Source organism: Tardiphaga sp. 37S4, assembly GCF_021044645.1.
Classification (GTDB): Bacteria; Pseudomonadota; Alphaproteobacteria; order Rhizobiales; family Xanthobacteraceae; genus Tardiphaga; species Tardiphaga robiniae.
Genome location: NZ_CP088008.1, coordinates 1888068 through 1911447, shown reverse-complemented (window position 1 = coordinate 1911447; position 23380 = coordinate 1888068). Strand labels below are relative to the sequence as shown.

General features: G+C 61.6%; 21 protein-coding genes. 2 read left to right on the top strand and 19 right to left on the bottom strand.

Annotated elements, in window-relative coordinates; all coding sequences use genetic code 11:
* Window positions 1-8: 8 nt before the first annotated feature.
* Both LPB73_RS09305 and LPB73_RS09300 read right to left on the bottom strand, forming a co-directional pair.
* Window positions 9-3176: an efflux RND transporter permease subunit gene (locus tag LPB73_RS09305; protein ID WP_231080376.1), complete on the bottom strand. Its 3168-nt coding sequence runs from the start codon at window positions 3174-3176 to the stop codon at window positions 9-11.
* A complete protein-coding gene (locus LPB73_RS09300; RefSeq protein WP_414716878.1) occupies window positions 3173-4321 on the bottom strand; it encodes an efflux RND transporter periplasmic adaptor subunit in 1149 nt (382 codons plus the stop codon). The genes LPB73_RS09305 and LPB73_RS09300 overlap by 4 nt, the downstream gene beginning before the upstream one ends.
* Window positions 4322-4709: 388 nt before the next feature.
* Here LPB73_RS09300 and LPB73_RS09295 point away from each other — a divergent pair, with 388 nt between their 5' ends.
* The gene (locus LPB73_RS09295) at window positions 4710-6011 is read left to right on the top strand and encodes a hemolysin family protein (protein ID WP_120292132.1); all 1302 of its coding nucleotides are present in this window, start codon (window positions 4710-4712) and stop codon (window positions 6009-6011) included.
* 29 nt (window positions 6012-6040) lie between these two features.
* Here the strand turns inward: LPB73_RS09295 and LPB73_RS09290 are convergent, their stop codons facing one another.
* Window positions 6041-7501, bottom strand: coding sequence for an MmgE/PrpD family protein (locus LPB73_RS09290; RefSeq protein ID WP_231080374.1), 1461 nt, complete (start codon window positions 7499-7501; stop codon window positions 6041-6043).
* A 142-nt stretch (window positions 7502-7643) separates the two neighbouring features.
* Window positions 7644-9122 carry an MmgE/PrpD family protein gene (locus tag LPB73_RS09285; protein ID WP_231080373.1) on the bottom strand — a complete coding sequence of 493 codons (1479 nt, stop codon included), beginning with the start codon at window positions 9120-9122 and terminating at the stop codon, window positions 7644-7646.
* Between the two features lie 425 nt (window positions 9123-9547).
* Here LPB73_RS09285 and LPB73_RS09280 point away from each other — a divergent pair, with 425 nt between their 5' ends.
* Complete coding sequence (locus LPB73_RS09280; RefSeq protein WP_231080372.1) at window positions 9548-10516, top strand: amidohydrolase family protein; 969 nt, start codon at window positions 9548-9550, stop codon at window positions 10514-10516.
* A gap of 175 nt (window positions 10517-10691) precedes the next feature.
* Here LPB73_RS09280 and arsC read toward each other — a convergent pair whose 3' ends face one another.
* From arsC to LPB73_RS09205, 15 genes are all read right to left on the bottom strand, one after another.
* Window positions 10692-11039 carry an arsenate reductase (glutaredoxin) gene (gene arsC, locus LPB73_RS09275; protein ID WP_231080371.1) on the bottom strand — a complete coding sequence of 116 codons (348 nt, stop codon included), beginning with the start codon at window positions 11037-11039 and terminating at the stop codon, window positions 10692-10694.
* Window positions 11040-11050: 11 nt separating this feature from the next.
* Window positions 11051-13309, bottom strand: coding sequence for a DNA topoisomerase IV subunit A (gene parC, locus LPB73_RS09270; RefSeq protein ID WP_231080370.1), 2259 nt, complete (start codon window positions 13307-13309; stop codon window positions 11051-11053).
* Window positions 13310-13485: 176 nt separating this feature from the next.
* Window positions 13486-13740: a copper-binding protein gene (locus LPB73_RS09265; protein ID WP_231081113.1), complete on the bottom strand. Its 255-nt coding sequence runs from the start codon at window positions 13738-13740 to the stop codon at window positions 13486-13488.
* Between the two features lie 87 nt (window positions 13741-13827).
* Entirely contained in the window at window positions 13828-14289 is a 462-nt protein-coding gene (locus LPB73_RS09260) for a cupredoxin domain-containing protein (protein WP_231080369.1), read from the bottom strand.
* A gap of 52 nt (window positions 14290-14341) precedes the next feature.
* Window positions 14342-15727, bottom strand: a complete 1386-nt coding sequence (locus LPB73_RS09255; RefSeq protein ID WP_231080368.1) for a multicopper oxidase family protein — start codon at window positions 15725-15727, stop codon at window positions 14342-14344.
* A gap of 13 nt (window positions 15728-15740) precedes the next feature.
* A complete protein-coding gene (locus tag LPB73_RS09250; protein ID WP_231080367.1) occupies window positions 15741-17207 on the bottom strand; it encodes a TolC family protein in 1467 nt (488 codons plus the stop codon).
* A 9-nt stretch (window positions 17208-17216) separates the two neighbouring features.
* A complete protein-coding gene (locus tag LPB73_RS09245; protein ID WP_231080366.1) occupies window positions 17217-17510 on the bottom strand; it encodes a hypothetical protein in 294 nt (97 codons plus the stop codon).
* A gap of 77 nt (window positions 17511-17587) precedes the next feature.
* Complete coding sequence (locus LPB73_RS09240) at window positions 17588-18061, bottom strand: hypothetical protein (protein WP_231080365.1); 474 nt, start codon at window positions 18059-18061, stop codon at window positions 17588-17590.
* A gap of 81 nt (window positions 18062-18142) precedes the next feature.
* Window positions 18143-18892, bottom strand: coding sequence for a DNA repair protein RecO (gene recO, locus LPB73_RS09235; protein ID WP_089263820.1), 750 nt, complete (start codon window positions 18890-18892; stop codon window positions 18143-18145).
* A 44-nt stretch (window positions 18893-18936) separates the two neighbouring features.
* Window positions 18937-19329 (bottom strand): hypothetical protein, encoded by a 393-nt coding sequence (locus LPB73_RS09230; protein ID WP_089263819.1) that lies wholly within the window; start codon window positions 19327-19329, stop codon window positions 18937-18939.
* 33 nt (window positions 19330-19362) lie between these two features.
* A complete protein-coding gene (gene era, locus LPB73_RS09225; protein ID WP_231080364.1) occupies window positions 19363-20316 on the bottom strand; it encodes a GTPase Era in 954 nt (317 codons plus the stop codon).
* Window positions 20306-21127, bottom strand: coding sequence for a ribonuclease III (rnc, locus tag LPB73_RS09220; protein ID WP_089263817.1), 822 nt, complete (start codon window positions 21125-21127; stop codon window positions 20306-20308). The genes era and rnc overlap by 11 nt, the downstream gene beginning before the upstream one ends.
* Complete coding sequence (gene lepB, locus LPB73_RS09215) at window positions 21124-21882, bottom strand: signal peptidase I (protein ID WP_089264616.1); 759 nt, start codon at window positions 21880-21882, stop codon at window positions 21124-21126. The genes rnc and lepB overlap by 4 nt, the downstream gene beginning before the upstream one ends.
* 285 nt (window positions 21883-22167) lie before the next feature.
* Complete coding sequence (gene acpS / locus LPB73_RS09210) at window positions 22168-22587, bottom strand: holo-ACP synthase (protein WP_231080363.1); 420 nt, start codon at window positions 22585-22587, stop codon at window positions 22168-22170.
* Entirely contained in the window at window positions 22584-23348 is a 765-nt protein-coding gene (locus LPB73_RS09205) for a pyridoxine 5'-phosphate synthase (RefSeq protein ID WP_231080362.1), read from the bottom strand. The genes acpS and LPB73_RS09205 overlap by 4 nt, the downstream gene beginning before the upstream one ends.
* Window positions 23349-23380: the final 32 nt, after the last annotated feature.

The following is a 23380-nucleotide window of genomic DNA, read 5'->3' as shown; positions in this document are numbered from 1 at the left end:
GCGGCGCTTTAACCATGCGCGCCTTGCTTCTTGGCGTGAATCTCGACGGAGCCGGGGAACAGGCGCCGGATCAGGATGTAGAAGACTGGCGTGAAAACGAGGCCGAAGATCGTGACGCCGATCATGCCGAAGAACACCGCAACACCAACGGCCTGACGCATCTCCGAGCCGGAGCCCGACGAGATCACCAGCGGCAGCACGCCGAGAATGAAGGCGAAAGACGTCATCAGGATCGGGCGGATACGCAAACGGCAGGCCTCGATCACGGCTTCGAGCTGGTCGCGGCCTTCCTGCTCGATGTCGCGGGCAAACTCGACGATCAGGATCGCATTCTTTGCCGCCAAGCCGACCAGCACGACGAAACCGATCTGGGTGAGGATGTTGATGTCCTGCCCCATGATGCGTACGCCGATGGTGGCCGCGAGCAGGCACATCGGCACGATCAGGATGATCGTGAACGGCAATGTCCAGCTGCCATATTGCGCGGCCAGCACCAGGAACACGAACAGCACGCAGATCGGGAAAATATAGAGACCCGCATTCGCGCCGGTGGACTGCTGATAGGACAGATCGGTCCATTCGAAGGCAAAGCCGCTCGGCAGCGTGTCGTCCGCGAGCTTCTTCATGGTCGTGAGCGCCGTCGCCGAACTGGTGCCCGGCAGCGTGTCACCTTGCAACTCGGACGACGGATAGAGATTATAGCGCGCGACGCGGTCCGGACCTGCCGTGTCGCTGAAATTCACGACACTGCCCAGCATCACCATGTTGCCCGCGCTGTTGCGGGTCTGCAGCCGCGCCAGATCCGCCGTTTCCTTGCGGAACGGATAATCCGCCTGCGCGGTGACGTGATAGGTGCGGCCGAGAATGTTGAAGTCGTTGACATAGGTCGAGCCGAAATAGGTCTCGATCGCCTCGGTCACATTCTGCATGGGCACGCCGAGCATCTGCGCCTTCTGGCGATCGATATCGACGAACACCTGCGGCGTGTTGGCGGAGAAGGGCGAGAACACCGAAGTCAGGCCCGGCGCACGGCGCGCGGCATTGACGAGTTCATCGGTCGCCGCGGCCAGCAGCTGCGGCCCCCTGCCCTGACGATCCTCGATCCGCATGGCGAAACCACCGCCGGTGCCGATGCCCGGCACCGCGGGTGGCGGCAGCACGATGATGAAGGCGCCTTCGATCACCGAGAGGCGTTTGCGCAATTCAGCCGTGATGGCTCCCGCGCTCAGCCCCTTCTTGGCGCGCTCCTCGGGATTCTCGAACACGGGGAACATGGCGGCCGCATTGCCGGCCTGGGTGAAGGTCGCGCCGGACAGGCCAGCCAGCGCCGGCATGCGCGCGACACCGGGCGTATCCAGCACGATGCCTTCGATCTGCTTGACGATCGCCGTCGTGCGCGCCAGTGATGAGGCACCGGGCAATTGCGCGACCACGATGACATAGCCACGGTCCTGCGCCGGAATGAAGCCTTGCGGTGTGGCGTAGAGCAGCCAGCCGGCGGAGCCGATCAGGGCGACATACAAGATCAGCATCAGCGCCGAATGTCTGATGACAAAGCCTGCGAGGCCACCATAGGCATGCGACAGGCGGTCGAAACCGCGATTGAACACGCCGGTGAACGCCGCCCATCCTCGTGCCAGAAAATTCCAGCTCGCCGGCGGCTTCTTCTCGTGATGCGGCTGCAGGATCAGCGATGCCAGTGCCGGCGACAGCGTCAGCGAACAGAAGCATGAGATCGCCGTTGCGACCGCGATCGTGATGGCGAATTGCTGGAAGAACTGTCCGGAGATGCCGCCGAGAAATGCCGTGGGCACGAACACCGCGCACAGCACCAGCGCGATCGAGATCAGCGCGCCGCCGACCTCGTCCATGGTCAGCAGTGCCGCGTCGCGCCGGCTCATGCCGTCGCCGAGATGGCGCTCGACATTCTCCACCACCACGATGGCGTCGTCGACGACAATGCCGACCGCCAGCACAAGCCCGAACAGAGTGAGGTTGTTGATGGAAAAGCCCAGCGCGGCCATCACAGCGAATGTGCCGACCAGCGACACCGGAATGGCGATGATGGGAATGATCGCCGGCCGCCAGCCCTGCAGGAACACCAGCACGACGATGACCACCAGCACCATGGCTTCATAGATAGTCTTGATCAGCTCCGAAACCGACTGGGCGATGAATTCGGTCGGGTTGTAACCGATATTGTAGTCCAGCCCCTTCGGGAAATCGGTCTTGAGCTTCTTCATCTCCTCTTCTATGTTCTTCGCGGTCGCCAGCGCGTTGGAACCCGGACGCTGATAGACCAGCATGGCCACCGCTTCCTTGCGCAGCAGGAAGCCGTTGGTGGTCGACGACAGCGCGCCTATCTCGACGCGCGCGACATCGCGGAGACGCACCAGACGGCCATCGTCGCCGGCTTTCAGTACGATGTCCTCGAACTGCCGCGGCTCCTTCAGACGACCGGTGAAGGTCAGGTTAGGCTGAAACGCGCGATCTGCAATCGGCGGCTCGGCGACCTGGCCGCCCGCAATCTGCAAATTCTGCGCGCGAATGGCAGTCAGCACGTCGCCTGCGGTCATGCCCAGCGTGGCAATCTTGTCAGGATCCAGCCACAGCCGCATCGAATAATCGCGCGCGCCGAAGATGGTAATGTCGCCGATGCCATCGAGGCGCAGGAGCGGATCGCGGACCTGACGCAGCGCGTAATTCGAAATGTAGAGCTGGTCGTAAGTGTCGTTAGGCGACAGCATGAACACGACCATCATCAGGTCGGGACTGTTCTTGCGGGTGACGACGCCGTTGCGCTGGACCTCCTCCGGCAGCCGCGGCTGCGCGATGGCCACGCGGTTCTGCACCAACACCTGGGCTTTATCCAGATCGGTGCCGAGCTTGAAAGTCACGGTGATGTTGAGCTGGCCGTTCGAGGTGGCCTGGCTGTAGATATACAGCATGTCCTCGACGCCATTGATCTCCTGCTCGATCGGCGTCGCCACGGTATCCGACACAGTCTGTGCCGATGCGCCGGGATATTGCGTGGTCACGACCACGGTCGGCGGCGCCACCTGCGGATATTCCGCAACCGGCAAGGTCGTGTAAGCAAGCGCGCCGACGATCAGCAGCACGATGGAGAGCACCATCGCCAGGATGGGCCGGTTGACGGAGAGGCTGCCCAGATTCATGGCTTTGTGCCAGCTGCTGGTGCGGGCGTCGCGGCAGCCATCTTCGGCGCCACCTTGGCGCCCACACGGGCGCGCTGAATCCCGTCGACGATTACCCGATCGTCGGGTTTGAGCCCTTCCCTGATCACCCGCAATCCGCCATCCAGCGGCCCGAGTGTCACAGGCCGCGCCTCCACCGTGTCATCGGCTTTCACCACCATCACGATCTTGCGTGATTGATCGTTGGCAACCGCCGCATCAGGAATCAACAGCGCTTCATATTCGCCGCTAGCAATGACCCGGACCCGGGCGAACTGGCCCGGCAGGATGGAGAGGTCCTTGTTGTCGACAATAGCACGACCGCGCAGCGTGCCGGTGCCGACATCGAGCCGATTGTCGAGGAAATCCATCTTGCCTTCATGCGACGGCTTGGTTTCGCCGACCAGCGTGATCTGCACGGGATTGGGCGTATCGCGCGAGCTCGGCCGCTTGCCCTCAAACCACAGCTTGCTGTTGCGGACGTAAGTGGCTTCATCGGTGTCGAAATAGACGTAGATGGGGCTCAGCGACACGATCGAGGTCAGCAGCGTCGCGCCACTCTCGCTGCCTTGCACCAGGTTGCCGACTGTCACGAGATGACGGCTGACGCGGCCGGCGATCGGCGCGACTACCTTGGTATATTCGACATTGAGTTGCGCTTGCTTCAGCGCACCTTCGGCCTGCAGCGTCGCTGCCTGCGCGGCAGCTATTGCCTGGCTGCGTTGATCGACGATATTTTCGGAGATCGCCTGGGTCTTGATCAGCGTGGTGGCGCGCTCCAGCTCCTTCTCCGCCAGCACGACCTTGGCCTTGGCATCGTCGAGCTGGCCCTGCGCCTGCTCCGCTGCAGCCTGATACTGGCGCGGATCGATTTCGTACAGCAGATCGCCGACCTTGACGACGGCACCATCCGTGAAAGCAACCTTGGTAACGAAGCCGGTTACGCGGGCGCGGATCTGCACCTGTTCGATCGCATCGAAGCGGCCGGTGAATTCATCCCAGTCGGTCGTGACCTTCTTGGTGGGATTGGCGACCGTGACCGGTGGCGGCGGAGGTGCAGCGGCCTCTTCCTTCTTGCCGCAGCCGGCGAGCAGGAGAAGAGCCACAACAGGCGCTGCGGCCGACAAACACGACGCAAAGGCATTTCCAACGTCATATAATCGCGACAAACTGATTGAATGTTTCAAAACCAGACCCCCGCCACGACACGCGATATGGCGGTCATCATGCGCTATATCAATTCGACATCAAGCGAAATAATTGATGCCCGAATAGGCTGCTATCCTGCGGCCATTGTCTTGCCACATCCACGCGACGCCTCGCGTCATACCGACGTTATAATAACGTCCTGCTGCGGGACGTGCGCCTGCGCAAGGCGTCGGTTCGGGGGGAGCGACCTATGGGCGCACCGAGGAATTCAACCCGCCCGGCGGAGTGTCGCAACGCCACTTGCCACCATGGCGCGAGATAAGCGGATCGACTATAATACCTGCCCATCATCCAAAAGGATTGAGCGTGTTATCTCTCGAACTCGGGATCGTTGCGGTCCTGATCGTCGTCAACGGCCTGCTCGCAATGTCTGAGCTGGCGATCGTATCCTCCCGCCCTGCCCGCCTCGCCGCCTTGGTTGAAAAAGGTGTGACAGGCTCTCGCCGCGCTCTGGCGCTGGCCTCCGATCCCGGCAAGTTCCTCTCCACCGTGCAGATCGGCATCACGCTGATCGGCGTATTGTCGGGCGCCTTCTCCGGTGCGACGCTGGGCCAGCGTCTCACGATATTGTTGCTTGACCTTGGCGTATCGAAAGGCCTCGCCGATACGCTCGGCGTCGGCATCGTCGTATCGGTCATTACTTACGCTTCGCTGATCATCGGCGAACTCGTGCCGAAGCAGATTGCGCTGCGCGATCCCGAAGCGGTGGCCGTGCGCGTTGCGCCGGCCATGGTGCTGCTCGCAAAAATCTCGCTGCCGCTGGTATGGCTACTTGACCGCTCCGGCAAGGCGATCCTGTTTCTCCTTGGGCAGCGCGGTGAAGCCGAGGAGAAGGTCAGCGAAGACGAAATCCGCACGCTCGTGACTGAAGCGGAAACCGCCGGCGTATTGGAGCCCGGCGAAAAGGAAATGATCGCAGGCGTGATGCGCCTCGGCGACCTGCCCGTCGGCGCCGTGATGACACCACGCCATGAAGTGGCGATGATCGATCTTGCCGATCCCATCGAGACCATCCAGGCCGAACTCGCGGGCAGCTCGCATTCGCGCTTTGCGGTGTTCGATGGCGACGGCGATTCCGCCATCGGCATCGTTCAGGCCAAGGATCTGCTCGATGTGTATTTGAGCGGCAAGACGCCGGACATCCGCGCGCTGGTGCGCGAGGCTCCGGTCATTCCCGACACGGTGGACGCGCGCGACGTGGTGGCGATCCTGCGTGACTCGCCATTCCATATCGGCCTCGTGCATGACGAATACGGCGTGTTCCAGGGGGTGGTGACATCGGCGGATATTCTGGAGTCGATCGTCGGCGCCTTTCACACCGAGGAAGGCCCGGCCGAGGTCGCCTTCCACAAACGCGAGGACGGCTCCTACCTCATCTCCGGCTGGATGCCTGCGGTGGAGTTCGCCGCCCTGCTCGGCATCGACCTGCCCGCGCAGTCGCGCCCCTATCAGACCTTTGCAGGATTTCTGTTGCAGGAGTTCGGCAAGATTCCCGAGGTCGGCGACGAGATCGTCTCGCATGCCTGGCGGTTCGAGGTCATGGACCTCGACGGCCGCCGCATCGACAAGGTGCTGGCGAGCCGCGTCAAGGAAGAAGCGCTGGGGTAAATTGATCGCAGCGCTTCGCGTATCGGGTATCAGCCCGTGAACAGTGGCCGCAGCGAGCGGATATCCTTGACCTTCTCCAGATTGTTGATCTGATCGATCAGCTTCTTCGCCTTTTCGGCCCCGAGAACCGGCGCGATCAAGTCACGGGTCTTCGCACTGACGGCGTCGGTGCTCAGCGGATTTTCCTTCGTCCCGGGCGGGAACTTGGTGAAGTGCTCCACCTTCTTGCCATCCATCATCTCCACCTCGACGATAGCGCCGCGCGGCGCGGCCGGATCCATCAGGGCCTTATCACCGACCACGGTTACCTTGGCGCGCTGCTCAAGGATCTTGGAATCCCTCATCAGCGCCTGGTCATGGCTGTCGACGAACGACACGGCACCCTTGACGAGCGCGACCGCCACCAGATGCGGGCAGTTGACGTCGGGCATCGCGCTGGTGCCGACGATCCCCGTCGCATCGGTCGGAATCTTGACGAGGATGCTCTTCACATTGCCCGGCGTCAGGCCGTTCTGCTTGCGTAGGGTCAGGATGGCGTCGAGCGGCGACTGGATCGGATAGCCGACGGAGAATGTCTTGATCGCCGTTTCGGTGACGTAGAAGCGGCTGCCGAGACCGGCGAGCATCTCTTCCGGCTTCGGATCCGTGGACAGCGCAATGAACAGGTTATGCGTGCCATCGAGGACGTCATGAACGCCGGTCAAATCGGCCTGAACCATGGTCACGGCGGTCAGGCCGTTGCGGGCGCCCATGCCCGCGAAGTCGAAAGCCTTCTCGACGTGATCCTCGTCCTTCACCCAGCTCCACAGACCAGCCACCTGTTGCGAGGAATAGGAGATCGCATAACGCATGCCCTTCTCGTCCAGCCGGGCCAGCGACGCCGCTGCACCAAGAGAACCGAAGGTGGAGCTGGTCCCCTCCGCACTGCGGTGCGAACCACGGACGAGATCCGGTCCAAGCGCCATCAGCAGCCGGCAAGTGAGATCATATCCGAGCGTCACGGCCCGAATGAATTCGATGCCCGACCGGCCACCTTCCTTTTCCGCCATCGCCAGTGCGGACGGCACGACAGCGCTTCCCGGATGCGCCTTGGTGACCGGCTCGAAATCATCGGTCTCGTCCGCATGCGCGCACATGGCATTGGCCAGCGCGGCGTTGACGGCGGTAGTGCGGAAACTGGATCCGATCACCGACGCCTGCTGTTCGCCGCCGAGCCCGCGAACATATTTCAGGGCCATCTCGCCCGGATGCATCCGCGCACCGGAGACCATCGCGCCGAACGTATCGAGGATGCGATGTTTGCATTCCGTCATCACCACATCAGGAAGCGCCTTGTCGCGCGCCGAGACCATGTAGCGCGCAAGACGCCCGGTGACATCCGCATCCGCTGCTGCAGCCTTGCGAATGATGGACGGCGAAAGCGTTAATGCGGCGAGAGCACTGGCAGACTGGAGAACGCGACGGCGTGAAGGCGTACGACGCTGGGACATGTCATCCTTTAAGGAGTGTTGGCCGCAAGGCTCCCTGGAGGGATGCGGCGAGGTTTCTGCTCACAATACTGACGGCGTGACGATTGACGTACGTTCAGGCCACCTCGCGAAGGCCTTAATGCTTCATCGCGGGCAATGGCTGTCAGGCAGTGGATCGCGCGCCTGCCCTTGCAATATCTCCGGCGCTCGCCAAGCCCTCCACCTTCCAGCACAGCTCCATGACCTTTGCCGCCTGCTTGTGCGGCAGGATTCCTTCAGCGAGATCCTTGAACTTGTGTTCGAGATCGGCATCGCTCATGGGCTTCTCGAGGCTGCCGATGGCGTGCTCGATCCGCTTCTTGAGCACGCGCCCGTCATTCAACTCGACGGACATCTCGACCTGTTCCGGCTTGATCGATTGATCGACAGTCGGAACGACTTTGCCGCGCAATTCGATCGTCTTCGCGTCGCGCACCGCCCCATCGCTGAACTGCTTCTCGCCGCCGGCGCCTTCGATAAAGGCGATGGCAACCGCATGGTAGACGCTGAATTTTCCTTCGAGCCCCTCCCTGGGGGTCTTCTTCCCGGTAAGCTCGAGCACCAGCGGATGAACCTTCACGTCGACCTGCTTGATCACATCCGGCGTCAGCTTGTTCTCATTCCTGAGTTGGATCGCCGCGTCGATCAGCGGATGCAGGACGATGCCGCAGGCAAACGGCTTGTAGGTGTTGAGCGCTGACTCGTAACGCTTGCCGAGCCCCTCGGTGATCTCGGCATAGTCCTGCTTGGTGCTGATGGCATTGGCCCAGCCGCGCTTGGCCTCGATCATGCCATCGGAGCTGGTGTAATTTTTTGACGCAAGGATAGCGGCAAAGATGCCGTTGCTGGCAGCACGGCCAGGATTGAAGCTCTTGTTCATCGAACCGAAGGACTCCCGCAGGCCGACAGGCTGCGAGGCCGCGAGCCCCAGCGCCCAGATCATCTGCTGCTCGTTAAGACCGAGCAGCTTGCCAGCCGCGGCGGCCGAGCCAAATACGCCGGCGGTGCCGGTGATGTGCCAGCCGACGTCATAGTGGTTCGGATAAACGGCATTGCCGATCCGGCATTCGGTCTCGATACCGAGCACCAGCGCATTGAGGAAATCCCTGCCGGACACCGGCTTCATTTCCGCAATCGCCAGAATCGCAGATGCGACTGGACCAGCCGGATGAATGATCGTCTTCAGATGGGTGTCGTCATAATCGAAGATGTGACTTGAGACACCATTGATGAAAGCGGCGTTCATGATGTCGAAGCGTTCGTTGCGCCCGAACAGCGAGGCCTTCGCCGGACCGGAGAATGGCGCCAGCGCCGACGCCGCGATGTCCACCGTCTGATGATGCGAACCGCCAATGGCGACACCGACCCAGTTCAATAGCGTGCGCACGCCTTCCTTACGGACACTTGCCGGAAGGTCATCGTATTTGGCGTTGACGATGTAGTGCGCGAGAATCTGCGTCACATGCGGCGGAGCAACCGATGCGACTTTCTTCGGCGCCTCACTGGCAGCCGGCTCTGCAGCCAAGGCACCACGCCCCGCTGCAGCCAGAGCCGGGAGCGCAGCAGCTGCCTGCAAGATGGTCCTGCGATTGGTGTACGCCATGGGATTTCCTCCGAACTATCATTCTTCGCGCGATCGACGCGCCGCTTCGTCGGGCTGCGGCGATACGCCTGTTACAATTCGATAGCAAGCAGTTCGAACTCAGGCGACCTTACGGATTTGCAATATATGCACGAGATAGCGCTATTATCCCGAATTTCTCATTTGTTTCATAAATTCACCCCCACTAGCTTTGATGCGTTCTGTTTCCGTTGCACGTCATGCGCGCTCTGGATTTCAACAAATAACTTTCAGGGTGAAAACGCGGCAGAGATTCATCGTCCGGCCATGAGCGCCGCTCGCATTCCCGCAGAGACATATATCGTTTCGACAGCCAACAAATTTGCAGGTGCCGCTCTACGGCGACACATGCACCGATGATTCACGTCTGGTGCATGCCGCAGCGCATGCAGACGCAAGGAGATTAAATGCACCGACGTGACGTTCTGGCCGCGATGGCATCACTTGGCCTCACAAATGTGATTGGAAGCCGAATAGCGCAGGCTGCCGACGAACCCGCAATCCCCGCCATTGCCGGCCCCGATCTCAATACAATTCCTCCAAAATTTCGCGCACCCGCCGGAAGCGTCGATACGCATACACACATCTTTGGCCCTGCCGCGGTGTATCCGTTCTCGCCCAAGCGCCCCTACTCGCCGCCTGACGCTCCGCTTGAGATGTTTCGCAAGCTGCATGAAGCGATCGGCGTCGAACGCGCCGTCATCGTCAATGCGACCGTCCATGGGTTTGACAACCGCGTGGTGATCGACGCGATCGCGCAGAGCGGCGGCAAGTACAGGGGCGTCGCCAATGTGAACAACAGCATGTCGGAAGCCGATCTCATGGCGCTCGACACAGGCGGCATCCGCGCCTGCCGCTTCGCCTTCCTCAAACGACTTGGCGGCGTCGGCGACATGAAGGTCTTCCGTACTTTGGTCGACCGCGTCGCCGCCATCGGCTGGCATGTGGACATTTATCTCGAAGCCGACACAGTCCGTGAGTTCGTGCCGATCCTGAAAGCGCTCCCGGTGACCTACGTGATCGATCACATGGGGACGATCAGCGCCGCCAAGGGCCTCGACGATCCCGAATTCAAGGCACTGCTCGATCTGCAGGCCAGCGACGATAAGTGCTGGATGAAAATTACAGGTCTCGAACGCGCCTCGGCTGGCGCAGCGCCATTCCACGACTCCGTGCCGTTCGCGAAGCAGTTGATCGACAATGCGCCGGACCGCGTGTTGTGGGGCACCGACTGGCCGCATCCGAATGTCAAGATCATGCCCAATGACGGCACGCTCGTGGATCTGATCCCGCTTTACGCGCCGGATCCTGCGGTTCAACGCAAACTGCTGGTGACCAACCCAGAGAAGCTGTTCAAGTTCGCGCCGGTGACGTAATTGCCGCGGCCCGTCTGGCGCCGAGATCTGCAGCCCTCATGGTGAGGGGCGCGCCCTTTGCGCTCGTCTCGAACCATGGACTCGTTGACACCAACCTTGCCGCCGTCCTTCGAAACGCCGCGCAAGAGCGCGGTTCCTCAGGATGGGGCCGTCGTTTGATCGGCGAGTTGGATCCCTAGAGCAGCTCCAGCACCACATCTGCCGGCCGGCACAATCGCGTGCCCTTCGGCGTCTCGACGATGGGTCGGTTCATCAGGATCGGATGCGCGATGATCGCGTCGATCAGTGCGTCATCGCCGAGCGTGGGATCAACAAGCCCAAGCTCGCCATAGACACTTTCCTTCTTACGTAACAGCGCCCGAACGCCTCCGCCCATGGCGCCGATGAGCGCAACCAGCCGGGCGGGATCCGGCGGCATCTTGAGATAGTCGATCACCACCGGCTCGATCCCACTCTGACGGATCATCGCGAGCGTATTGCGCGATGTCCCGCAGGAGGGATTGTGGAAGATGGTGACCGTCATAACGCGCGAGATTACTCGATCACCCGGCCGAACTTGTTCGACTTCGGCAGACCGGTCGCGAGACGGCCGGCGTCCGCACGGTTGCCGCGCCAGTCGGCCAATTCCTTCCAGGTCAGACGATGCTCGCGGTCGGACGAATCCTTCCAGGTCAGGCCTTCCTTGGCCACGAAAGTGGCAACATCCGACAGACCGGCGCTGGTGTATTTCTGCAGACGCACGCCGCGGCCACGCGCCATTTCGGGCACCTGGTCGAGCGGGAAGATCACCATCTTGTGGTTGGTGCCGATGACCGCGACCTGATCGCTGCCTTCGCCGACCACCGTCAGCACGCGCGCCTCGTTGGGCATCTCGACATTCAGCACCTGCTTGCCCTTGCGGGTGGTGCCGACGCAGTCGTCTTCATTGACGAGGAAGCCCTGACCGTCATGGCTGGCAATCAGGAACTTGCGGCCGCCCTTATGCACGAACATTGACACGATGGCGGCATCGCCTTCCATGTCGATGAACAGGCGGATCGGCTCGCCATGGCCGCGACCACCCGGCAGCTTCGACACGTCGAGCGAATAGAACCGGCCATTGGTGGCCAGCAGCATCAGCTTCGACGTCGTTTCGGCGAAGAACGCCTTGTCGAGCTTGTCGTCGGTCTTGAAGGTGAGGTTGGAGAGATCTGCGACCTGGCCCTTCAATGTGCGGACCCAGCCCTTCTCCGAAATCACGACCGTAACGGGCTCGCGCTCGACCAGCGACTCTTCGAGCGCTGCGAGATCGTGCTCCGGCGCGTCCGCGAACACGGTGCGGCGCTTGCCGAGCTGCGTCTTCGGTCCGAAGATGTCGCGCACCTTGCGGACCTGTTCGCCGACCTTGGCCCACTGCTCGGTCTCGGACTTCAGGATCGCGTTGATGCCCTTGAGCTCTGCGCGGAGCTCCTTGTCTTCTTTCCTGATCTCGAACTCTTCGAGCTTGCGCAGACTGCGCAGCCGCATGTTCAGGATCGACTCGGCCTGCAATTCGGTGAGGCTGAACGCCTTCATCAAAGCCGGCTTCGGCTCATCCTCGGTGCGGATGATCCGGATGACTTCATCGATATTGAGATAGGCGATCAGGTAACCGCCGAGCACTTCCAGCCGATGTTCGATCTGGTTCTTGCGGAAGTTGGAGCGGCGCAGCAGCACGTCACGCAGATGATCGAGCCATTCGCGCAGACATTCGGCGAGACCGAGCACCTTGGGGATGCGGCCCTTGACCAGCACGTTGAGGTTCAGCGGAATCTTGCTTTCGAGCTCGGTGAGCTTGAACAGCGACTCCATCACCAGACCGGCATCGACATTGCGCGTCTTCGGCTCGATGACGACGCGGATGTCTTCGGCGGACTCGTCGCGGATATCGCCGATCAGCGGCAGCTTCTTGTCGTTCAGGAGCTCGGCGATCTTCTCGATCAGCCGCGACTTCTGCACCAGCCATGGAATCTCGGTGACCACGACGTTCCAGGCGCCGCGGACGCCCTCTTCCACATGCCACTTGGCACGGGTGCGGAACGAGCCGCGCCCGGTCATATAGGCCTCGGCAATGCTTTCCTTGGAATCGACGATGATGCCGCCGGTCGGGAAGTCCGGCCCCTTCACCCAGCGCATCAGCGATTTCGATTTGGCGTCGGGCTTGTCGATCAGATGCAGCGCGGCGTCGCAAAGTTCGGCGACATTGTGCGGCGGGATCGAGGTGGCCATGCCGACCGCGATGCCCTGCGCGCCATTGGCCAACAGGTTCGGGAAACCGCCCGGCAGCACGGCGGGCTCTTTGGTCTGGCCATCGTAGTTCGGGCGCAGCTCGACCGCGTCCTCATCGATGCCTTCGAGCAGCAACCGCGCCACGTCGGTCATGCGGGCTTCAGTGTAACGATAGGCCGCAGCGCTATCGCCGTCGATATTGCCGAAATTGCCCTGGCCGTCGACCAGCGGATAGCGCGACGAGAAGTCCTGCGCGAGGCGCACCAGCGCGTCGTAGATCGACTGGTCGCCATGCGGATGGAACGAGCCCATCACGTCGCCGACGATCTTGGCGGATTTCTTGAACGGTGTACCCGGATCGAGCCGCAGCAGGCGCATGCCATAGAGGATGCGGCGATGCACCGGCTTGAGGCCGTCCCGCGCATCCGGCAGCGCCCGGTGCATGATCGTGGATAGCGCGTAAGCGAGATAGCGCTCCTCGAGCGCGTCCCGCAGCTGCACTTCGTGAATTTCAGCCGGCTCCGGCGGAATCAGTCTTTTTCCCATGGCGAGGGGTTAGCGCCTCTCGGCGAATCGGGCAAGAAATGAATCACGCGCCACCGATCAAGTTCCATCGATATCGGCGCGCCCTCGCCTCAGGAAAGGACGCCCACGTCATTTCGTCAGCCATTAGGCGATGGGAAGATGGCGGTTCCAGGCTCCGCTGGACGCCATCTCCCGGGCTATTTGGATTTCTGGATGGAGGTCACCACGATCTGGCCATCGATGCGACCGGCATCGAACTTCACCTTGTCGCCCACCTTGACCGATTTCAGCATCGCCGGGTCCTTGACGCGAAAGACCATGGTCATGCCCTCGTCCATATCGAGGCTCTTGATCGGACCGTGCTTCAGCGTGATCTTGCCTGCCGCTTCATCGATCTTCTTCACTTCTCCGCGCACCGCAGCATCCTGCGCGTAACCCGCGACGCAGAACATTGAGAGCGCAACAAACGCGACAAGCGCGACAGATCCATTGGTCTTCATAGGGCGGTCCTTGCTTGAGATTGAACTATTTGCATCGGCCTATTTCACGATGACCTTGCCGGTCATCCCCAATTCACGATGCGTCGGGATCAGGCATGAATATTCGAACGTCCCTGCCTTCGAGAACTTCCACAGGATTTCCCCGGACTTCTTGGCGGCGAGACGCAGGCCGTTGGGTTCGTCATGCTCCATATCGGGATTTTTCTTCATCGCTTCGCCGTGCTTCAGATTCTCTGCCGTGGTCGCCAGCAGGAATTCATGTGCTTCTGTCCCCGCGTTACGGATGACGAAGCGAATCTGCTCGCCGCGCTTCACCTCAATGACCGCAGGCGAATAATCCATCTCGTTCATGCTGACGACAATCTCCCGCGCCGGTTTTTTGGGATCGCCGGGTTCGCCAGCCGAATATCCTCCGTGCTTGTCGTGGGCCGCAGCAGCAGCCGAGTAAGCCATCGCGGCCAGCATGACGCCGCAACCGATGTATTTTCGTGTCTCGTTCATTTCAGTTTTCCGTGTTGATTGTTGTCTGTGATGACGATGTGCAGTCCTGGCCCTACATTCCCTTCATTTTCATGCCCTTCTTCATGTCCATCGGTTTCGATCCCTGGCCTTTGATGGTTTTGTCCTTCACGCCCGTCTGTCGTGGAGCTTCGCTTGGGGGCGCCTCGATCTCATAGGCCACCGTGCCCTTCGGGAAATCGTAAGGACCGGGATCGCGGTAATCGTCGCGCGCGAGCCCGTCCCGCACCTTCATGATGCTGAACATGCCGCCCATCTCGATCGGGCCGAACTGTCCTGATCCCGTCATCATCGGCAGCGTGTTATCCGGCGCCGGCATCTCCATCTCGCCCATGGCGCCGCCGGTGGATCCCATCACCATCGCATCCGGCGCGAGCTTGCCGACTGCCTTCGCCAGATCCTTTTTGGAGACGCCGATCAAGTTTCTGACGTCGTGACCCATCGCATTCATGGTGTGATGCGACTTGTGGCAGTGGAACGCCCAATCGCCGGGATTGTCGGCGACAAAATCGAATGCGCGGATCGCCCCCACCGGCACGTCAGTGGTGACTTCCGGCCATTGCGCGCTGTCAGGCACCCATCCGCCATCGGTACAGCTGACCGCGAACTTGTGGCCATGCAGATGGATCGGATGGTTGGTCATGGTGAGATTGCCGACCCGTATCCGCACGCGATCGCCGAGACGAACCGGCAACGGATCGATGCCGGGAAAGACGCGGCTGTTCCACGCCCACATATTGAAGTCGGTCATCTCGTTGACCTTCGGCAGATAGGTGCCGGGATCGATGAGATAGCTGCTCATGATGAAGACGAAATCGCGATCGACGGGCCGGAAGCTGTTGTCGCGTGGATGCACGACCATCATCCCCATCATGCCCATCGCCATCTGAACCATCTCGTCCGAATGCGGGTGATACATGAACGTGCCGCTGTGCTTCATCTCGAATTCGTAGACGAAGGTCTTGCCGGGCTTGATGTGCGGCTGGCTCAGCCCGCCGACGCCATCCATGCCACTTGGCAGGATCACACCGTGCCAATGCACGGTGGTGTGCTCCGGCAGTTTGTTGGTAACGAAGATGCGAACCTTGTCGCCTTCGACAGTTTCGATCGTCGGCCCCGGCGACTGGCCGTTGTAGCCCCAGAGATATGCTTTCATGCCGTCCGCGAATTCGCGCTCGACGGGCTCGGCGACCAGATGGAATTCCTTCCAGTCGCCATTCATACGCCACGGCAATGTCCAGCCGTTGAGCGTAACCACCGGATTGTAGTTGGGCCCGCTCGGCGGATGCAGCGGCGGCTGCATCGTTACTTTGTCCATCATCGGCGCTTCGGGAATACTCGCCGCCTGGGCGCGGCCGGTCACCGCAGCCGCACTGGCAAGCACCGTGGCTGTGCCGAGAAAGTTTCGCCGGGACAACATGGTTTTCTCCATTTCAGTGCCCTCCTCCACTGGACGCCTGCGCGGCCGTCGCGGATCTTGTTTCGGATGATGGTTCGCTGCGGCCGCCGCCATTGATCGCGGTCTGCAGTTCCGACTGCGCGAGCCAGAAATTGCGCTTGGCTTCAATGGCTGCGCGCAAAGCTGCGATGCGTTGGCGGGCCTCGGTCAACAGCGCGAATACATCGACCTGCATGCTGCTGAAGCGCAATTGCATCTCCTCCGAGATGATCTTGCGGAGCGGCAGCACCTCGCGCTGGTAGTGACCGGCGATATCGTAGGTCGAGCGATAGACCCTGAAGGCATCGCGGGCTTCGGAGCGGATATTCACCGCCTTCTCGGTCAACAGGTTGAAGGCCTGATTGTAGATTTCTGCGGCCTGTCGAACGCGCACTTCACCACCGTCAAAGATCGGAATCTGGAACTGCACGTCGAAGCCGCGTTCGCGGAACGGCGCCCCCTCCGGATCACGCGTCTTGCGGTCGATGCCGGCGACGTCGAGCAACGTCACGAACCGGCTTGCTTCAGTGAGGTTCAGCGACTTGGCGAGAGCAGCGAGTTCAATGCGGGCGATCTGCAGGTCAATGCGGTGTGCAACGGCATCGACCTCGATGCGCGGCAACGACAGCGGCTGGCGCGGCAGTATTGGAAGTTTTTGCGGCAGCCTGATGCCGATATCGGTGTCCCAGAGTCCGAGCAGACGGATCAAACGCTCGCGCGAACTCGTGGCCTCCTGGCGGAGCGTTGCGAGATCGGCGGTCGTCTCCGCGTAGAATACCTGCTCGCGGGCTTGGTCGAGCTTGTTCAGCGATCCGGTCTCGCCCAGCTTCTGCGCGAGTTGCGCTGTGGCTTCCGCCGTCGACTTGGCGTCCGTCAGCAGGCCGACAAGTTCGTTGGCAGCGACCGCGCGGTAGTAGGCGCGTCGAACATCGGCTGCGAGCCGCAGCGTCTCTTCCGCGGCGCGCAATTGCGCCTTCTGGAATCGCTGACGGGCGATCTCGGAGCGGAACGGCAGTGTCGCCAGCGCGAGAATATCGCCGACGACCTGTCGCTCGATCTCCAGCGCGCCGTTGCCGGAAATGCGCGAGATCGAGAATGTCGGATTGGGCGGCAGGCTGTCGCCGACGAGATCCGTTTCCGCAAGCGCCAATTCATTATAGGCCGCCTGCAGGCCGCGATTGCCGAGCAACGCAATCTGGACCGCGCTGTCGACTGTCAGTGGCCGCCGCTGCAGAGCTTTGACGGTTGCATCGGCACGTTGTGCGTCATCCGGCGTCCGGATCGCAATCACGTCCTTGTTGATGGTCTCGCTTGCGACCCCGGCGACGACGCCCATACCGCCATCAGGCGAGAACGATGCACATCCCGCCAGCAACAGCGTCGATAGCAGCGTAATGCCGGCTGCAGACCTTGAACCGAACTGGCGCGCATGCGTGCGCGACTTGTGATGCTTGTTGAACATGACGTGCCCCTACCGGCCAGATTTCAGCACAGGAGCGACGCGTTCGTTCTGCTCCCGCCATGACGACGGGGCAACCGGCCGAAGGCTGCTGTAAGGAGCCACCGTGGAACGATAGCCGACACCAGCGACCTTGGTGCCGGGATCTGCCGGGTCGGCGCCAGCCAACGGTGCGGTCACTGGCATGCAGCCACCGAGCGACATACTGGCAGCGGTCATCGCTGCGAGGATTCCAAATCTGATATCGAATAGCTTCCCGACCACCGAACAAACGGCGGCGAGCTTCGCCCCAAGCTGCGCAAGCATGTTATTTTCCTGAAATGACGATGGATCACAGGTCCGCGTGCCCTTAGCGGGCACGGCACCGCGTCGATACGATCAGATCAGGAAATGGGAGGGCGGTAGAGCCGGGCGGGCGCACTGTCGGTGACCGCGCGATAGCCTTCGGTGACACGAAGAACCGTCGGCACCGAAGGGGTCACGATGTCAGTCAGCGGTGCCGGCAGTGCGGAAATACACATCAGGCCGCAGCATGGACCGTTCGGTGAATGCGGCACTTTGTGCGAACCGGAGGCATCGTCGATCGCCGTCAATGCGTGGTCGCCATCAGCGTGTGCTGCTGATGCGTGCGCGTCAGAATGATCGTGCGCGTGACCATCGCCATGCATGTGCGCCGACGCGCTGCTGTTAACATGAACCATGCCGGTCATATGACTTTCGCCGGTCAGGCACGGCGCGACCGGGTGCTGTCCCGGCAAGGCAAGGGAGATCGTCGGCGCCAGCACGCACAACAAATAAACCAGGGCGACGAACCACCCTGCTCTCAGCCGCTGCACTCTGGTCAGACGAACCAGCATCTGGATGCGATATCTTCCTATCAACCCGTCAACGCACGGAACATAGACGCGAATCCGGCATTCGCCAATGTCGAACTTGCCTCAGGACGATGAGATTCGCGCGAGGTGCCGCGTCACCGCGTTGATGAACCCTTCGCGGGCGTCGGAATGGCCCTGCCCGCGCGGTTCCAGCACGTTGCGGAGCAGAAAGCGCCCGGTCAGGTCGAAGCCGTCCTGCAGGTCGCGGTCGGAGATGCTGTTTTGGCCGTCTTCACTCTCGCGCAGGAATGACGGCAGCCGCATCAGCCGGTCGCGATACGGTTCACCCGCGGTCCGGGACACTGCGTTGCCAGATTTGGGTGACACGTAAATCAGGTCAGAGGTCACGCCGGTGGCGGCGCAATTCTCCAGATCGAGGCCGAAGCCGAGTTCGGTCAACATCGCCAGCTCAAACCGGATCACATGGAGCGCGGCTTCGCCGACATCATCGAAGTCATCCAGGATGCGCTCCAGCGTCTCGTAGATGTCTTCATGCGGATCGCGCTCCGGCAGCAACCGCGCCAGCGAGGCGAGATGGGTGATGCCGTAGACCGCATGGGACGAACCCAGCAGCGTCGCGGCACGCATCAACGTGCCTTCCATCAGGTAATAGCCGAGCTGTTCGTCCAGCCGCGCCCGCCATATCGCCTGCACGCTATTGCCGGGTTGCAGTAGCGGTCGCATCTTTGACCCCGCACCGCCGCGCACCAGGCCGAGATGACGACCATGGCTACGCGTCAGCAATTCGACGATGGCACTGGATTCGCCATGCCGCCGCACGCCCAGGATGATGCCTTCATCGGTCCATTCCATGGGGGCAGTTTACAGGAATTCGGCAGCCGCCGCAGCAAATGCGATCAGGCCTTGAACCACGTTTTCGCGTCGCCGGTGAAGGCGCAATATAGTCCGAGCCCGGTCAGGATGCATGACACGATCTCGATCGCACTGTCGAACTGCAGTCCGTACAGGCCAAGCACCTGAAACAGAGACAATACCGAGAAGGCCAGCGACACCACCAGCACCCAGCGCGGCCAGCCCTTGCGGCGATAGGCGGCGAGCCACACGAGCCAGACGAAGAACAACAGCATGCAGGCGGCGACCAGATTCGCCGCCATGATGGTGCTCTCGGACATCGCAAGGTCAGGCGTGCGGTCCTGGAACGCGATCGACAGCGCGTCGAGGATCAGCGACATGTAGAGCAGGACTTCGAAATAGAAGACGTTCTTCGGAAGGTTGGCGGGAGCGGTCATCTTGTCGGCTGCACTTCCATTATCGCTCCTCGATCACTCGTGAGGAAATTCGAGGCCCATTTCGCGATAACGATTGGGATCGTCGCCCCAGTTTTCGCGCACCTTCACGAACAGGAACAGATGCACGGGCGCGCCCACGATCTCGGTCAGCTCCCTGCGCGAGTCCGCACCGATCTGCTTGATCGTCGCACCGCCCTTGCCGAGCACGATCTTGCGCTGGCTTTCGCGCTCGACGAAAATCGTCTGCTCGATCCGTACCGACTTGTCCTTGCGCTCGGTCCAGCTATCGGTCTCCACCGTCGACTGGTACGGCAGTTCCTGATGCAACTGGCGAAAGATCTTCTCGCGGGTGATTTCCGCCGCGAGATGCCGCATCGGCGCATCCGACATCTGGTCTTCGGGATAATGATACGGGCCGGCGGGAACATCAGCCGCGAGCCTGCGGCGCAGGTCGTCGACGCCGTCACCGGTCATCGCCGAAATCATGAAGGTCTCTTCGAACTTCAGGCGCTCGTTGGCCATCTGCGCCAGCTTCAGCAGCTTTTCCTTGGAGACGATGTCGACCTTGTTGATCACGAGGATCTTCGGGTGATTGACGCTCGCAAGCTGCGCGAAGATCGCCTCGGCTTCCTCGTTGATGCCCGCTTTGGCATCGAGCAGCACGCAAACGACGTCGGCATCATGCGCACCGCTCCATGCCGTCTTGACCATCGCCCGATCGAGGCGCCGCTTCGGCAGGAAGATGCCGGGCGTATCGACCAGGATGATCTGGGCGTGGTTCTCGATCACGATGCCGCGGATCAGCGCGCGCGTGGTCTGCACCTTGCGCGAGACGATGGTGACTTTGGAGCCGACCAGCGCATTGACCAGCGTCGACTTGCCGACATTGGGCGCGCCGATCAGCGCAACGAAGCCGCAACGGGTCTCGGTAGGTGTCCCTGCGGACTCATGGTCTGGTTCAGCATCGTTCACGACATTATCCTTCATTGCCGCCACTGCTGACGCCTTCACGCGCAATCATCGCCTGCGCTGCGGCTTTCTCGGCGGCGCGCTTGCTGCCGCCCTCGCCCTCGGCAGGCGCAAAACCCTTCACATCCACCTCGATCTTGAAATGCGGATCGTGATGCGGACCGGATCGTTCGACCTCCCGATAGGCCGGTGTCGGCAGACCGCGGCCCTGGGCCCATTCCTGCAGCACCGTCTTGGGATCGCGCAGCGGACGGACCGGCTTGCGCATGCGCTCGGTCCAATTGCGCTGCACGAAACTTTCCGCAGCCGGATAGCCGCCATCGAGGAAGATCGCGCCGATCACGGCTTCGCAGATATCGCCGAGGACCGACTTCCGCAACCGCTGACCGGCGCCGGCGCCGACCGTGCCGAGCTTGATACCCTCAAGGAGACCCAACAGCCGCGCGACGTCGGCGCATGCTTCCTTGCGGACGAGGTCGGCGAGCCGCTTCGACAACTCGCCTTCATCCGCATTCGGGAAGGCGCGAAACAACATGTCGGAGACCACGAGGCCGAGTACGTGGTCGCCGAGAAACTCGAGACGCTGGTAGCTCTCGGTCCGGCTGCGCTGCGACTTCAGGGCCGACACATGGGTGAAGGCTGTCGCCAGCAGCAGAGGATCCTTGAAGCTGTGGCCGATGCGCGTTTCGATCTCGGCTGCGGCGACCTTCGCCGCTGCGCGTGCCTTCTTCTTCCGGGCAGCAGCCGTCTCCGGCGTAGCCTCGGTCGTCGAGCTAACTTCGTCGGTCTTCGGCGCGGTCTCGATGGGATTGTTGGAGTCGTCGGTCATCGCACGATAGAGAAAATTCGATTCCAGCGTACGGCGGTCGGCCAGCGCCAGATCTGCCAAGCGTGTTCGCCTTCGGCGATCGAGAAGAAGATCATCTGCGCGCGACCGACGAGATTCTCGAACGGCACATAGCCGACGGCCGACAGCACGCGGCTGTCCGTCGAATTGTCGCGGTTGTCGCCCATCATGAAGAAATTGCCAGGCGGCACGGTGTAGACATTGGTGTTGTCGTAGAAACCGTTGTCGACGCAATCGAGCGTCTCATAGGTGACGTTATTGGGCAGCGTTTCCTTCCAGCGCTTGACGCGCGCCGTTGCGTCGGAACCGCACGGATCTTCGCCGACGAAGTCGCTCATACGCTCGCGCTGCACGGGCTTCTCGTTGATGTAGAGTAGCCCCTCTTTCATCTGGACGCGGTCACCGGGCAGACCGATCACGCGCTTGATGTAGTCGGTGGAGTCGTCCTTCGGCAGACGGAACACCACGACGTCACCGCGCGACGGCTCGGAACCGAAGACGCGGCCGGAGAAGATATTCGGCGACAGCGGGATCGAATAGTGGCTGTAGCCGTAGGAATATTTCGAGACGAACAGGTAATCGCCGACCAGAAGCGTGGCCTTCATCGAGCCCGACGGGATATTGAAGGGCTGGAACAGGAAGGTCCGGATCACCAGCGCGATCAGCAATGCGTTGATGACAACACGGATGGTCTCGCCGACGCCGCTTTCAGTCTTGGTCCCGGATGTCACACTCATCGCTTTCCCGATTCCCGCAGCGTCGCCGCGCGGCTGGTAGCGCATTTTGGGGCAAGACGGCGTCGCGCCTCGCACAAAAAATGCATTAGATTCATATAATTACGGCAAAGTCCTGCAAATGCCATGAGCGGCGTCAGCGAGAATTGGCGTCGGTTCGGTGTCCTCGCAGGTTTAAACGGTTGTTGGTAACGGTGCAATGAACCGCCCCGAAAAGCCGCTATTTCCCGCCAGTTTGACGTGCCGGCTTGTGATCGCACCGCTTCAGGTGCCGCTCCCGGCCAGCCCTCAGGGCTTGGGCGACGGGACGGCCGAAATTATGACGAAAGCCTGCGCCAGGGGCCAATCGTCCGTGATCGACAGATCGATCTGGGCGTCGTGGCCGGGCGGTATCAGCGCCTGCAGACGAGCCAGCGCACCGCCGGTGAGCTTCATGGAGGGCTTGCCCCCGGGCAGATTAACGACGCCCATATCCCGCCACCAGACCCCCTGACGGATACCGGTGCCCAGCGCCTTGGACATGGCCTCCTTGGCAGCGAAACGCTTGGCATAGGTCGCGACCACCATTCTCTCGCTCTTGGCGCGGCGCTGTGCCCGCGCCCGCTCGGCCTCGGTGAAGATGCGATCGAGGAAGCGGTCGCCATGGCGTTCGATCACCTTGGCAACGCGCGTAATGTCGATCAGATCGGAACCGATGCCGATGATCATGGCGCACTCTTGGACTGCATCCGCCCGCGATCCATCGCCGCGCGCATCAGACGCACCGTATCGGACAGGCCAATGAACAGTGCCTCGCCGATCATATAGTAGCCGATGTTCAGCTCCATGATTTCGGGCAGCGCCGAGATCGTCTCGGCGGTCGCATAGTCGAGGCCATGGCCGGCATGCACTTCCAGGCCTGCGGATTTCGCCAGCCTGGCGCCGGCGGCAATGCGCTGCCACTCGTTGGCGGCCTTGGCCGTATCACCATCGGTGATCGCGTCGCACCAAGCGCCCGTGTGGAGTTCGATCACGGGGGCCTTTAGTTTAGCGGCCATTTCGATCTGCTTGGGATCAGCCGCAATGAACAGTGACACCCGCACGCCGGCTTCGGTGAAGCGCGCAATTGATGGCTCCAGCGATTCACGCTGGCCGACCACGTCGAGGCCGCCTTCGGTGGTCAGCTCCTCACGCCGCTCCGGCACCAGGCAGACGGCATGAGGCTTCACCGCCAGCGCGATCCGCACCATGTCCGGCGTCGCCGCCATTTCGAAATTCAGCGGCTTGGAGATCTCCGCCTTCAGTCGCTCCATATCGGCATCGCGGATATGGCGACGATCCTCGCGCAAATGCGCGGTGATGCCGTCGGCCCCTGCCGAAATGGCTTCCAGCGCAGCGCGGACCGGATCCGGGTGCTTGCCGCCCCGCGCGTTGCGCAGGGTCGCGACGTGATCGATGTTGACGCCGAGGCGTAGCGAGGATGAGGACATGACGGAATTCCAGAAAACCTTAAGGGAAGACG